A 14090-nucleotide genomic window follows, 5' to 3' on the forward strand; every position below is an offset into this window, starting at 1 on the left:
TTTATTCTCGGATAGTGAACGTAGGAAATTCATTGAACATGAGAATAGGCAGACCTTATCTCCCGTCATATCCTTTACGGATACGGCGCGGGGTTGTTGCTTATTTGAATGTTCGGGCAATCCTACGGCCTACTATCCTCAAATGAGCTTTCAGCCCTGCGCTTTCTTATTATTGAATCCACTATTGAGGGGCGGATAGTAAGATTTAAAATACTTGTTCAACTTAAATAAATCTTACTATGAAAAAACTATTGGCTTTTGCCGCATTATTTGCGGTGGTTGCGCTCACATCGTGTAAATACGATGATGATGACCTTTGGAACAGCGTTCACGGATTGGAAAACCGTGTCGCAAAATTAGAGGAACTCTGCAAGCAGATGAACACAAATATTTCATCGTTGCAGACTATCGTAACAGCATTACAAAACAACGTCTATGTTACGGGGACTACACCTCTTATGAAAGACGGCAAAGAAATCGGCTATACAATTACTTTCAGCAAAGGTAACCCTATTACCATCTACCACGGTAAAGACGGACAAGACGGTGAAGATGGGATAACACCCACTATCAGCGTAAAGAAAGATACTGATGGTGTCTATTATTGGACGTTGAACGGTGAATTTATCGTGGTCGATGGTGGAAAAATCCAAGCCGAGGGCAAAGACGGAACCAACGGCACGACCCCGCAATTCAAAATCGAAAACGATTATTGGTTTGTTTCCTATAATAACGGAGCAAATTGGACGCAGTTAGGTAAGGCCACAGGTGAAGACGGCATTGGTGGCGATTCCATGTTTTCGGGTGTGGATTATGAAACCAGCACCGACTATGTAATTTTCACTTTATCGAACGGTACGCAAATCAAACTACCCACATGGTCAGCTTTTGAAGCCTTACAGCGTCTTTGCAACGAAACGAATACCAATCTTTCAGCATTGCAGACGATTGTAACAGCACTCCAAAACAACGATTATATTACGAGTGTAGACCCGCTGACCGAGAACGGCAAGGTAGTAGGCTATACGATTAAGTTTGCCAAGAGCAACCCGATTGTAATTTACAACGGTAAAGACGGTGCGGATGGCGTTGATGGAAACACGCCCGTTATCGGTGTGAAGAAAGACACGGACGGCATCTATTATTGGACGCTGGACGGTGAGTTTATCGTTGTAGACGGACAAAAGATAAAAGCACAGGGGACGGACGGCAATAATGGTGCGGATGGTTCAGACGGTGTTACGCCGAAACTCGAAATTCAAGAGGGCTATTGGTGGATTTCCTATGATAACGGAACAAACTGGACACAGCTGGGCAAAGCCACGGGAGAGGATGGCAAGGATGCAGACAGCATCAAAATCACGCAGGATGAGAATAATGTTTACTTTGAATTGGCAGATGGAACGGTAATAACTATGCCTCAGAATAATGATACGACAACACAAAACATTCAATTTGCTGATCCCATTACGAAATATTTGTGTTCTAGTCAATGGCTTAACAGTAGTAATATAGATAATCTCAATTCGTGGGATAAAAATCTTGATGGTGAACTATCGTATCAGGAGGCAGCAAATGTAAAATATATTGGGTATTACCATTACTTTCATGGTAGTGCGATTTCGTCATTCAATGAATTACGATATTTTATCGGGGTAACCTATATTGGAAAAGAGGCATTTAAAGACTGCTCTAAATTATATACTATCGTTATTCCAGATAATGTAAAAACTATTGAGCAAAATGCATTCTCGGGATGCTCAGATTTACAGTTTGTTACTTGGGGAAATAATATTACAGATATTCAAGATAGAGCATTCTATGGATGTACCTCACTCCGATTTATAATATTAGGGGATTATGTAGAAACTATTGGAGCATATGCATTTTATGGAGCATCTAGTATCAATATCTCAACTTTACGTGTTACGCTACCCGCAAGTGTCAAATCTATTGGAGACTATGCATTTCACAATCGCAATGTAGAATTTGTCTATTGCAAATCTCTTACACCGCCTTTTTTAGGAGGTGCCAACGTTTTTGGAAATGATTGGGGAACTTCATGGAAATGTAAATACTATGTTCCGATGTCAGCTGTTGATGATTATAAAAAAGCTCCATATTGGAAAGATTTAGGCGATAATATTGTTGGATACGATTTTACAGAGTAAGCCCAATGGAGTACAAAAATATTTTTGAAATAGAGTTTATCCAACGGACACAAGAAATTGTTAACGGATACCAAATACCGTTTGAAAATACATTGTTCATCAATGCATGTGTTGGATTATTGATAATTCCACAACAAAGCCTATTCAATCATCTTCCGACAGAGGTTGTTTCAGCGGACAAATGGGGAATTGCCGATACAGACATTAGCTGCATAAAAGAACCCAATAAGAGCGTGAAGAACGTGGCTCGGCATATCCGAAATGCCATTGCACATGATGGAATCCGATTCGGGAGCGATAACGGAAAAGACATTACACATATTAAAATCACAGATTGGAAAGACGAAAGACACAAAACAGAAACATTTAAGGCGGTAATAGAGGTGACGAAATTTAAAACGTTTGTTTGGGCATTCGCTCAATTTGCCTTAACTCAACAATCACTATTCAAAAGCCAAAACTGATTGGCAAAATTCCGAGTGACAGACTTTGTGAAAAGGTTAATCCATAAGACCCTTTTGCAGAGTTTGTCACTTTCTTATTTTGTTTATTCCACTAATAATCTTATCTTTATAAAGATAAAATAACAATTAAATTTTAGCTAAAATGAACAGATACAAACAACCGAAAACAGAATGAATGACCAAAGCATGAGAGGATAAACAAGCTATATGTAAGCTGGTTGAATGGAGCAAGACAGAGGGAATAGGCTTAATTGTCATAAAGCCTCAAAATGAGATTTATCCCGAATTATTTTACTTCGTTTTCTCTCCCGAAACAGCGGACATAAATAAACCCGTCGAAATCGCACTTGTAAAGAATAAACAATGAATTATCGGGTGAAAAAGCGACCTTGAAGAGATAAACGATATAATAGGAATAATAATCGCCAACGAGATGAAGATGGAGGGCATGAGCGAAACGGTAAATTTATTCGACTGCCTTGTCAAAGCGAACGCTATAATATTTCATTACACTACACCCGACGGACGGGACGAGATGGTGAAATTCCCGTTAGCTGGATTTTGCGAAAACTATCTGATGCAGTTTGCAAAGTAGCGGCAGAAACCGTACGGTAGTAACGGAACAGACGCACGTATTAGAGGTAAAGAATATTACTCCACAAAAAATGGAGTTATATATACTATATATCTTAAAAGGTTAAGGGCAGGCCGAAAAAAATGCGGTTTTCCTTTGACTTCAAAATTAGGACCGACTTTGCAGGATGGTCTATTTTAAGACCCCCTGCACAAGTTGGTCCGATTTTATCAAACGATGAATGAGATAAAATTAAAAATAAATAGCAATTAGTTTGGAGTTAAATTGCGTCATATCTTAAAGAATAGGGAAAGAGGGCCGAAAAAATGCGGCGTTTTCTTTTGCTTTCAGTAGACAGACACAAATTCTCGGCTTAACGGTCGGGAATTTTTATTTGAAAACTATAAATTCACTATGCCAATGAATAACAAGAAAGAACGTGTTACAGAACTTATTTAGCCCATTAAACAATTCTTTAATTAACAATCATTTACAAACCAGTAGACAGACGCAAATGTTTAACCATCCGTTTAACCAATGCGAAAAACATGGTAAAACACATTCGAGAAAATCGTCGTAAAAGGAAATAGATCAGTTGGTTACCCCTAAACGCGTAGCGTTTTGGGGGCTTGAGAGCGCAACCTTGCCAAGGTTGGGGTCGCGAGTTCGAGTCTCGTTTTCCGCTCCGAAAACGGACGACTAAATCCTTACAGCAAGCTAATCAGCGAGTTGTAAGGATTTTTCGTTTGTAGCGGTTAACGAGTTGCTAACTGATCTTTTGCGCCGTATTGCACGGTATCTCACTTTGAAAAAGAACTTATGTCACAAATATAGTGATTTTTTCTGTAAATATTTCATCACGACACATTTTGTCGTGTAACTCATATATCTTTGCCAAAAAGACCAATACGTATGGCAAAGATCAATCAAATACGTCGTTTGGCAATCATCGTTTCAAAACTTAACAGCAAACATTACGTTCCGGCTGAAGAGTTAGTTGATTATGTCTCCTATACAATCAGGGCACGTTATTCGGATACGGCTGGCTGTACACTGCGGACCTTACAACGTGATTTCAGAACGATTGAAGAGTTATTCGGGGTTACTATCCGTCATGACAAGCTCTGTGGATACTATATTGACGAGAGGTATGGAAGCGCAGAAGATTACGAAGCATTGCTGCTGAATTTTGAACTGCTCAATGCAATCGATTCAGACAGCACTATTCAAAAATATCTACTCCCGGAACATCATCGGGCGATTATTCTGCCGAATATCGCTGAATTACTCGATGCCATCAGAAACCGGCATCCGGTAGAATTCGATTATATATTAGTCCGCCATGGCGGTAAGGTGGTTCGCAAATGTTTACATCCCTATTTTCTGAAAGAATCCCAACAACGCTGGTATCTGATCGGATATGATACCGATGATAAACTCAAAGCGTTCGGACTCGACCGGCTTTCCAGTTTGCGAATTTTGTCCCGGGAGCGATTTATGCGTAACGATACGATTGATATTCCGGCATTGTTCCGTGAGAGCTACGGCATTTGGAATAACCCAGAAGATCCTGTTGAAGAGATTGTACTTAAATATGATGTTTTGGACGGAGCTTTTGTTAAGACTATGCCAATACATCCGACGCAGGAGTTGCTCGACGATTCATCCGACGGGATTACCATACGTTTACAACTGCGTATTACCAACGATTTCGTCATGGCTTTGTTAGCTCGCAGCCGTTCTGTCGAAGTCATAAGACCGGTTTCACTTCGGCAGCGAATTTACGAAATTTATTGCCAGGCGCTTGAACGCAATAAACCTACATGCAATGAATGACAGGAACAGCTTTTGGAACGAATCGACAGGAGAACGGCTGATCGGATGCTTAGGGGGCTCAATAGGTATACTATCGCTGCTATGTGTAGTAAGTGTGATCGTGCATCATTGCAATCGTCCTGTCCCCACAACAACCGCCGCCCCCTGGCTCAACGACGATCTATCACGTCCTGTAACCGACATAAAGGAACTCGACTATAACCGTCGCCTGATTATTTATCGAGATGAGGAACCCCGACGGCAATTACAGAAATTCGAATACCCTAAGGACGAGCGAATATATGGTGAGTCTCAAAACCTATACGAAGACTACTACGAAGAGATATATGAATATTTTCACGATTAAAAACAGTTGATCTATGAAACCTTATGAATTTGAACAATTGGTCTGCGATCATTATAGGCAAAAAGGCTATCGCGTACAGACAACTTCTGCTTCGAATGATTATGGCATCGATGTATTTGCAGAGAAAAAAGGAGAGAAGATTGCCGTACAAGTCAAGATGTACGGCGGATCAACGCGCAAGGTCAACCGGCAAACAATGATGGAACTTTATGGTGCAGCGGCTTATTTCGATTGCACGAAAGCCGTACTGGCAACAGACGGAGAAGTGCTTACCGATGCTAAAGAAGTAGCGCATAAACTCGGAATCGATATTCTATTTATCCAGCCAGACCGGAAAATCTCCATGCCGAGCGCATCGTCGGCTGAGTGGAGTTTAGCCGACATCATATGGGAGAAATACATCATGCCTCTTGCCGGAAAAACATTGACGCGCGATAACGGTAAAACAAATCGCATTGTAAATGTAGATTGGAGCGGTATAGAACGTATCACATCCAACGGAAAGCACCAAAAGATCGGAATTGAGATTTTTCGTTTCACAATGGACAGGCTCTTTACGACAGGACGGATTACGCGCGATGAGATTAATCAGAATTATGCAAAACGCGCGTCATCGGGTATTGTATTGATTCTTTCACAGGCCCCTTGTTTCCGGCTCGTAAAACAGCCTGCGGCATTGGAATTAGCAGAAGAATATCCGCTTTACAGCATGGTGTTGAACCACCTGTCGCAAGTTAAGTAAATATAACCGTTCAATTCAGCACGAATCATTGATATACAATACCCCTTTGTGAGTTTTGCTATTGTCGAAAACATTTTCTAATTTTGTGGAACTGTCCCGAATGGGTGGCAATATATTAGTTTAGTGAAAGTGTTTCGCTGAATCCTCGATAGGAAATCTGGTAAATGTTATTCTACAAATGATTAATCGTTTGTATATCATCATAATAGCATTTTGTTCAACTTGTAAGGGAAACAAAACAGGAACAAAATCAAGGATTTAAGCGATTCTCCGTTTTTCGCATTTCACTTAGTTTCATCCTTTACACTTGGTCGTACTAAAAGTGTTTTTCAAGCCATTTTTTCCTGACAACTAATCGCTCTTCTGAGAATATATTGTTGAAGCGCATTGATGAATTGTTGCAGCCAAAAGAGAAAATGACAAACGTCAGTCTTATGGGTATATCCTTATTAGATTTTGTTCTTCGCAAAGGTAACTATTTCTATCAAGTCATAGGCATATGGAAAGGCAAATATGCCTACCTAAATTTAGTTTACTTTGATTTAGCATATATATAGGCTAATAGACTAAACTAAACTGGTTTTTCAATGGATTTCCACATTCAACCCTGCATAAATGCACAGCCAAAAGAGAAGATAACTTTACTACATATTTCTCTTTTCGCTGCAAATTTATAGGACGAATAAAGAAGTTTAAACACCCAACAATTTTAGAGGGTTAACTAAGTCTATCACTCTGAAAGTAGATAATCAGCTTATATATATAACTTGCAGAATAAAGTGTTATTTGCGATTTTGAGTAATTTTATTGTGACTCTGACGTTTATATTATTTATCCTTATAGTTCATTTACTTTAATCTAGCCAATTGTCCTTAATAAATGCAACAATTCTATCTCGGCGTTCTGATATTTGTATTTCATTCCATTTCTTTTCGCTCTTTAATGTCTCATATATCTCTTTGTGAGAATAAAAAATACTATTATACATCTCCACTACACCATCATTTGCCGGATTGTGATTTTTCTTGGCAGAGTTATTCCCCCATGTAAGAAGCGATAGATTACCTATATTATTGAGATATTCATTACAAAATTCTTCGGAATATTCTACAAAATCAGGTGTTTGAGGGGTAATATGGTCTAATGTATTCGATACAGACACATCACGGAATACATTAGTACATTCATCTGGAGACAGTAAAGGCTGGCGTGCCTTAGCACGTAAGTAGTTTTCATATTTATAGAGTACATATCTCAGTTCTCTACGATAATGATACTTATTTGCAGTGAAGTAGCGCAGACAATCTCCATTAAAATTCCAATACTCCTTAAACCCATGGCAGCACTTGTATGTAAGGTCTGCTATAAGATTGTCATATTCATCAGGTTTATATTTTTTCGCTATGGATATTAAATTGTTGGTACGATAGCCACCTAGTGTATAAGTCATTTTGAATAATATTTTCTCCACTAATTTCAGTGCGTTATCAATAGCTGGAATATTTCTTACATCTATTCCGTTGCTATTATAATGGCAAAGTTTGAGTACCAATGGCATTGAATTAGCCTTATCAAGAATACATACATCAGCTATGGGGCTATTGAATAGATGCCAAGTATTCTCTATTTCACACATTAAAGAATAAGAACAGCATAGTTCACTTACAAAAGAATTAATCCACTGCGTTTTATCATCAGCACGAAGCAAACTTTCTTTTATTGCATCTAATGGAGAATCATAACTTGAAAGAAATGCCGAACAATGGTATCCTAAGACTGAATCTTCTTTGGTTTCAAGTCTTTCAATATAGTTGTAAATTGAAGCAAACTTAGCTTCTACAGAGTGGATGTTACTAATTGCATTAGTGGTATTATTCCTGTATATTTGATGCATTAGAAAAGCTTTCAACTTCTCTAATGTAGTCAATCCCAAGCCTCGGTCATTTTGGAAGGCAAAGATTTGAGTTGCCGTAAGTTTTGCAGACTCACCACTCAATAAAAATGTTGTTATGATGGCATTGTCGATTACATGAAACCACTTAAAAAGAGTTCCCTCCTCAGTTTGTGTAGCCATTTTTTCTTCAAAGAAACTTGAGGCTTCACGAATACGTCGTTCTGATCTTCTTCCAGTTTCTATCCTATAATCGCTATCACATTCAATAATTAATCGGTTAAAAAAAGAGGAATCTTCAGGGACAGTCTCAAACTTTTGGCTTCCATAACGCGGTTGAAGGTATCGCTCGTATATTTGTTCAGTAGCATATTGCATATTATTATAATCGAATCTTACAATCTTACGTTTACGCAATTCTTTCACTAAACAACTCATAAAGATGACCGTTGTAGTCAACCTTTGCTGTCCATCAATTAGCTCATATCTATTTCCTTGAGTTTTTTCAAAAAGATAATGACCAAGAAAATAGCTCGAATTATCAGGTTGGTCGATAATATCATTCAGAAACATATCAACCTGACCAACACGTCCATCTTTGCCCACTCTCCAAGAATAAGCTCTTTGATAACTTGGTATAACGAAAGTTATCATATCTTCTCCAAACAAGCGTCCGATAGTTGTTTGATTGTCCATTTTGTATTTAAAATTCCAATAACAATTTTATAAGTGTATGTGAATAGGGTGTACATGTTTGGTACACCCTATTTTACATTTAATATGCAGAGCGGGTATTTATCTTTTTACCAGTTCTATCATAGGTGTCCAGCCAAGCACTTCTTCTCACAATGAAAGTGTCACCTGAAATACTCACAAATGAACCGATGGATTCACTAAGCGTTTTGTACTTTTTACCTGATTCATCATATAAATCGTACCATGCGCTTCGCCTTACAACGAAAAAATTAGCAGCCCAACCAAGTACCTCACCGATACTTTCGCTGAGTGTCTTTTGTTTTTTTCCACGTTCGTCATAGATGTCATACCATGCACTACGACGTTCAATCATTGAAATAGCCATAATTAAATTAAGTGGTCTTACAGCTCCTTTGGGACCTTTTAAAGTTAAAAATGGGAAGCGTGGAACTGTATGCCACACTCTTACTTGAAGGTCGTAGGAAACCTTGGATACAGATGTAACAATAGCAGCCCACGCTATAGCGTGAGAACCACTATGCTATCTTTGTATCCAATTTGAAAATTTCCTACGTTTTCAAGTACAGGATAAGCATAACGCTTCTTTCTTTTCTAATATGTCTTGGAAAGGAGTTACCTCAAATCCAACGCAAAAATAATCAAAAGTTTCGGCAATACCTTGCTACCGAGTGATTTTTTATGCGTGAGAGTGCCAACTGCGCAAGATTTATAATTTCTTGTCCTTATCTGTCGCTTTTGTCGGCATAACCATAGTTTTGGGACCGCCCGATGTGGTCGGTTTCTTCTAAAATATTATTTCTTTTTGCTTGGGCATATTGTGGAGCAACAGTTTTCAACGAGAAAAAGAATCCCGTTCTATTTAACTGATACCTTCATAAAAATATTGAATAATAAATTTGTCAAAAGGCATTATATCTTTAAGATTTGAAATGAGGTTCTTTGGACTTATTGTTTTAAATTGTATGATAATTTCAGAAATTTCCTTAGTATCATCCTCCAAATTAATTAAACCAGAATCTTGAATCTTGCGACTGATCATTCTTGGCAACCCATACTCTTCTAGTTGATATACGAGTTTTGGAAGGAATGCGTTAGATGCCCGTCCTATAAAGAGAGATATGTCGGGAGCTGCCGGATCGAAAGATTTTTTCAAAATATTAATGACAGATAAAGTTGTGCATAAGTTGTATGAAAGGTAACGTTCAGCTGCGAATAAGTCTTCGTAACTAATTTTATATCCGTCCTTTTCTAATTCATCATAGATGAATGCCACAGAATGAGACCAATTCTTTGGCATTTTCCATATAGCAAGTTTTATCAATCCTCCCATTTTATCACCAAGGAGATTAATGACATCTTTAATAGGTTCACGCCAATTATATGTATTAGTTGCTGCAAGGGCAGCATAATTTTGGGGCCAGGCAGGGTCTGCCTTTAACTTTCTTACCAAAGTTTTTATGAGTTTGGAATCACAAGATTTGAAAGCAGGGAGCCTACGGATGTTGTTGAAGTTTTCTCGTCCTAAAGCTTTTATCATAAAAGACTCATACTCTTTAATACGGTCATTCTGCTCTTCGTTGATTTCTACGCCCGGATTTGCTGAATCCAGAGATTCAACAACCTCTTCCGGAAAATCGATCTCGAGGGTTGTATTTTCTTGTACAGGAGGTTCTTCCAACAAATACACCTTTCCCACAAAATACTTGAACATACGACCTGCACGGCCAATGATGTTCCTATAAGTAAAATAGTCAAACTTGCACGAGCCATTCTTGTTAGACCAAACAACTACTTGTTCGGCTTGAGTATTTACACCTTCAATAATCGAAGATGTGGAAACCATTGTGTCAATACCTTCTTCTTGCTCAAAAAGTTTGACCTGTATTTGACTCAATGATCTGTGCATCTTGCCATTATGTACCCCAATTCCTCTTTCACTTAACTTGCATAGCGAAAATTTACGTCCATAATTAACTCTAAGCCAATCGTTGAAATCCTGAAGAAGTGAGGTCTTTTTTACCGCTAAATCATTGGCAAGGATATTCGAGATTGTATCGATATTCTTATAACTGCCGGCATAGATCAGCGTTTTTGCTCTCTTTTTTTGTAAAATTTTCAGAAGATGTCCTTTTTTAAATTGCTCCTTGTCTGCGCTTTTGGGCAAATTCTTATAAAGATGGGCCGCCTTTGTAATGACTGTTTTAAAGTCCGTTAAACGCATAAACTGCATTCCTTCGGTAAAGACGTTGTCAGAAATTTTATGAATGTTGGGAGCAAGGTAATACCGTTGTCGAGAAATTTTCCCCAATTCTATCATCGCACTTAGCAGAGAGGAACTTCTGGAGTCATCGAACATGGAACTTGCCTTGTAGAACTCATCCACGATGAGCATGTCAATCTTTTCAAGCTTATCGAAATAAGCAAAGCTGCGTTCTTGCGGAAAGATAAAAATGTTTCTTTCTGTAATGGTGGCATCCGTGGTAGTAATTATCTTATAGAAACGAGAAAACTTATGTTCAATCCTGCGGCGTGTTTCATCCGCTAAGGCTATCGTTGGAACGATTATAACCACATTGTCCGGTTTTCTGATTGAAATGAAAGCGTCGATGATAAAACTTTTGCCAAAACTCGTAGGGGCACTCACAGCGATATTCTCGCCAAGCAATAGGCGCTTCAAAACACGAGACTGGGCACTATGCAGTGTTACGGGTGTTTTATCGCCAACATCTGCTTTGAATGCCTCGACCACGACTTGATCGTCCCATGATGCTGTCTTTTTATCGATATATGGGAATAGACCGACAACCCGGATGAAATGATTAACCATAGGATTATACTGGTTCCCGTCTTGTTGCATTCTATCCAATAAATTGATCACTTTACAGCGAGCCGTCGCCAAGTCTCGCTTCTCAATCAAATCATTAATCTGATCGCACTCGGAGTATATCTCGTAATCAAGCATCTTCCTTAATTTGTTTAGCTCGTTCTACAAACCAATTGACAATCTCATTTTTATTAGGGACAGGGAAAAGAATCAAATGGAATTGAATATTATCGTAGCCATGGACATTCTGTTTCTTTTGCTTACCGTTCTGAATATTGAAATAGTTGACAGCTCGGTCCAAATGGTATCGCTTAATCTCTTCCAAATAAGTCTCTGACAACTCAGTTGCTTTCTGTGTCTTATCGCATTCATGAAGCAATAGTATGGGAACATGTAGTCTTTTCCTTATTTCGTCAACAGAAGTTTCACGTCTGAGAATAGTTTGAACAAACTTTCTCGTATCAGGATCGGGAATGACATATTGCAAATCCGAAATACTTGTAATAATGGAATTTTCTTTCTTTATCTTATCAGTACTGATAGTATCGAATACGGACTTGACAGGCTCGTACATTCGCTCATTGGCGATGTTACTATAAATCTCTGGAAAAGACGAATAAAAAGGGACAAATGTCTTCGTAATGCCTGTCAATAAGGCGTTTGCGAAGACAAATGAGGACAGGCGAAAAATCGAGGTAACGTAAAGGAAAGCGGATTTATGAAGAAGAACGGTCTCCAAATCATTACCCGCCGAATGGTGATTTTTAACACACCGTGTTGTATTTGGCAGCTTGTGGCACAGGTTGGCATATCAAGGTCTAACTCGTTGAGTAATAACTTTGCAAACAAAAAACGAGTATGGCAAGAAGCACATTCAAGGTTCTGTTCTACGTGAACGGCAGCAAGGAGAAAAACGGTATTGTCCCCATCATGGGACGAGTGACAATCAACGGGACTGTGGCGCAGTTCAGTTGTAAGCAGAACATCCCGAAAACGCTTTGGGACGTGAAAGGAAACAAGGCGAAAGGCAAGAGCCGCGAGGCACGAGACATCAACCTTGCCCTTGACAACATCAAGGCGCAAATCATCAAACATTACCAGCGCATTTCAGACCGCGAGGCATTTGTTACGGCTGAGATGGTGCGCAACGCCTATCAGGGAATCGGCAGCGAGTATGAGACGCTGCTAAAAGCATTCGACCGTGAGAACGAAGTGTTCAAGAAACGGGTAGGCAAAGACAGGGTAATGGCTACCTATCGGGCACGTGTACGGGCAAGAAACCATGTAGCCGCCTTTATCAAGTCGTTTTACAGACGCAGCGATATGTCCATGTTGGAACTTACTCCCGATTTCATCAAGGAGTTCGCCGCATACCTCTCGACTGAAGCCGGATTGCGGAACGGTTCGATATGGGCAAACTGTATGTGGCTGAAAGGCGTGGTCATGAAAGCGCATTATAACGGGTTGATACCGCGCAATCCTTTCATCCAGTTTCATATCAGCCCCAATGTGAAAGAACGGGAATATCTGACGGAGGATGAACTGAAAGCGGTCATGACACATGAGTTTGCAGACAGCAAGCTCGCATACATCCGTGACATTTTCATCTTTGCCAGTTTCACCGTCTTGTCATTCGTGGACATTCAGGAACTGACGAATGACAACATCGTGGAGGTGAACGGCGAGAAGTGGATATTGTCCAAACGCCACAAGACAAAAGTCGCCTTCCAAGTGAAGCTGCTGGATATACCCTTGCAGATAGTCGAACGCTACCGACCGATGCAGAAAGACAATCGTATATTCCCCGACTTGAACTATTGGTCTATCTGCAAACCGTTGAAACGGATGATAAGGGAATGTGGCATAACCAAGTCAATATCATTTCATTGCAGTCGTCATGGCTTCGCAACATTAGCTTTGAGCAAGGGGATGCCCATTGAAAGCGTAAGCCGTGTGTTGGGACATACGAATATAGTCACGACCCAACTCTACGCAAAGATAACCACGCAGAAGCTCGACAACGACCTGACCATGTTCGGCGACAAACTGAGTAAGACGTTTAACGGAATAACGATGTCATGAGTATGAGAAGAAACAGCATAACAGTGAATGAATCCGGCAATATCATCATGCCGGAGAATGTCTCAAACATTTGGATGAGCGAGCCGGAATTGGTGGAACTGTTCGGAGTAATTGCTCCGACACTTCGTTCTGCCATCAGAAACATCTATAACAGTGGAGCATTAAAAGAATACGAGGTACAGAAGTATGTTCGGCAGGAGAACGGGTATCATGCCGATGTGTTCAGCTTTCCGATGATAGTCGCACTTGCTTTCCGCATTGACAGCTTCGGTGCGGAACAGGTGCGCAATGCCATATTTAAAAGGCTGTACTTGCGAAAAGAGAAAACAAATATCTTCTTTTCGCTGGGTATAAATGGTTGGGATATGTCTAATTATCAGGCATAAGTTCTAATGATATGACGACATGAAGTAGTGAGACCTATGCGTATTCCCATTGCCAAC

General features: G+C 39.6%; 10 protein-coding genes and 1 tRNA gene. 7 read left to right on the forward strand and 4 right to left on the reverse strand.

All coding sequences use genetic code 11. From position 1 onward, the window contains the following. The first annotated feature begins 239 nt into the window (after positions 1 to 239). The 5 genes from ALIPUT_RS02610 (at position 240) to ALIPUT_RS02630 (ending at position 6133) form a co-directional block, all read left to right on the forward strand. Complete coding sequence (locus ALIPUT_RS02610) at positions 240 to 2171, forward strand: PL29 family lyase N-terminal domain-containing protein (protein WP_004328098.1); 1932 nt, start codon at positions 240 to 242, stop codon at positions 2169 to 2171. A 5-nt stretch (positions 2172 to 2176) separates the two neighbouring features. Beyond that, entirely contained in the window at positions 2177 to 2635 is a 459-nt protein-coding gene (locus tag ALIPUT_RS02615; RefSeq protein ID WP_004328099.1) for a HEPN family nuclease, read from the forward strand. A gap of 1154 nt (positions 2636 to 3789) precedes the next feature. Next, positions 3790 to 3891 (forward strand) — tRNA-Gly (locus tag ALIPUT_RS12665). A gap of 230 nt (positions 3892 to 4121) precedes the next feature. Further along, entirely contained in the window at positions 4122 to 5045 is a 924-nt protein-coding gene (locus ALIPUT_RS02620) for a helix-turn-helix transcriptional regulator (protein WP_004328101.1), read from the forward strand. A 359-nt stretch (positions 5046 to 5404) separates the two neighbouring features. Then, a complete protein-coding gene (locus tag ALIPUT_RS02630; protein WP_004328103.1) occupies positions 5405 to 6133 on the forward strand; it encodes a restriction endonuclease in 729 nt (242 codons plus the stop codon). An 853-nt stretch (positions 6134 to 6986) separates the two neighbouring features. Here ALIPUT_RS02630 and ALIPUT_RS02640 read toward each other — a convergent pair. The 4 genes from ALIPUT_RS02640 to ALIPUT_RS02650 all read right to left on the reverse strand — a co-directional run bounded on the left by ALIPUT_RS02640 (position 6987) and on the right by ALIPUT_RS02650 (position 12139). After that, on the reverse strand, positions 6987 to 8720 hold the full coding sequence (locus tag ALIPUT_RS02640; protein ID WP_004328105.1) for a DUF262 domain-containing protein: 1734 nt from the start codon (positions 8718 to 8720) through the stop codon (positions 6987 to 6989). A gap of 79 nt (positions 8721 to 8799) precedes the next feature. Then, the gene (locus ALIPUT_RS12315) at positions 8800 to 9105 is read right to left on the reverse strand and encodes a hypothetical protein (RefSeq protein WP_004328106.1); all 306 of its coding nucleotides are present in this window, start codon (positions 9103 to 9105) and stop codon (positions 8800 to 8802) included. Between the two features lie 495 nt (positions 9106 to 9600). After that, positions 9601 to 11703 carry a DEAD/DEAH box helicase gene (locus ALIPUT_RS02645; protein WP_004328107.1) on the reverse strand — a complete coding sequence of 701 codons (2103 nt, stop codon included), beginning with the start codon at positions 11701 to 11703 and terminating at the stop codon, positions 9601 to 9603. After that, entirely contained in the window at positions 11696 to 12139 is a 444-nt protein-coding gene (locus tag ALIPUT_RS02650) for a Hachiman antiphage defense system protein HamA (protein ID WP_147554507.1), read from the reverse strand. The genes ALIPUT_RS02645 and ALIPUT_RS02650 overlap by 8 nt, the downstream gene beginning before the upstream one ends. A gap of 284 nt (positions 12140 to 12423) precedes the next feature. Between ALIPUT_RS02650 and ALIPUT_RS02655 the strand changes: the two genes are divergently transcribed. Next, entirely contained in the window at positions 12424 to 13647 is a 1224-nt protein-coding gene (locus ALIPUT_RS02655; protein WP_004328109.1) for a site-specific integrase, read from the forward strand. Then, positions 13644 to 14033: a virulence RhuM family protein gene (locus ALIPUT_RS02660; protein ID WP_004328110.1), complete on the forward strand. Its 390-nt coding sequence runs from the start codon at positions 13644 to 13646 to the stop codon at positions 14031 to 14033. The genes ALIPUT_RS02655 and ALIPUT_RS02660 overlap by 4 nt, the downstream gene beginning before the upstream one ends. The last annotated feature ends 57 nt before the right edge of the window (positions 14034 to 14090 follow it).

This window comes from Alistipes putredinis DSM 17216 (assembly GCF_000154465.1).
Classification (GTDB): Bacteria; Bacteroidota; Bacteroidia; order Bacteroidales; family Rikenellaceae; genus Alistipes; species Alistipes putredinis.

Excerpts from the sequence above, each read along its gene's own strand:
- ALIPUT_RS02620 (WP_004328101.1), top strand. The coding sequence starts at position 4,122 with ATGGCAAAGATCAATCAAATACGTCGTTTGGCAATCATCGTTTCAAAA.
- ALIPUT_RS02610 (WP_004328098.1), top strand. The coding sequence starts at position 240 with ATGAAAAAACTATTGGCTTTTGCCGCATTATTTGCGGTGGTTGCGCTC.
- ALIPUT_RS12315 (WP_004328106.1), bottom strand. The coding sequence starts at position 9,105 with ATGGCTATTTCAATGATTGAACGTCGTAGTGCATGGTATGACATCTAT.
- ALIPUT_RS02615 (WP_004328099.1), top strand. The coding sequence starts at position 2,177 with ATGGAGTACAAAAATATTTTTGAAATAGAGTTTATCCAACGGACACAA.
- ALIPUT_RS02660 (WP_004328110.1), top strand. The coding sequence starts at position 13,644 with ATGAGTATGAGAAGAAACAGCATAACAGTGAATGAATCCGGCAATATC.
- ALIPUT_RS02645 (WP_004328107.1), bottom strand. The coding sequence starts at position 11,703 with ATGCTTGATTACGAGATATACTCCGAGTGCGATCAGATTAATGATTTG.
- ALIPUT_RS02650 (WP_147554507.1), bottom strand. The coding sequence starts at position 12,139 with ATGTACGAGCCTGTCAAGTCCGTATTCGATACTATCAGTACTGATAAG.
- ALIPUT_RS02655 (WP_004328109.1), top strand. The coding sequence starts at position 12,424 with ATGGCAAGAAGCACATTCAAGGTTCTGTTCTACGTGAACGGCAGCAAG.
- ALIPUT_RS02640 (WP_004328105.1), bottom strand. The coding sequence starts at position 8,720 with ATGGACAATCAAACAACTATCGGACGCTTGTTTGGAGAAGATATGATA.
- ALIPUT_RS02630 (WP_004328103.1), top strand. The coding sequence starts at position 5,405 with ATGAAACCTTATGAATTTGAACAATTGGTCTGCGATCATTATAGGCAA.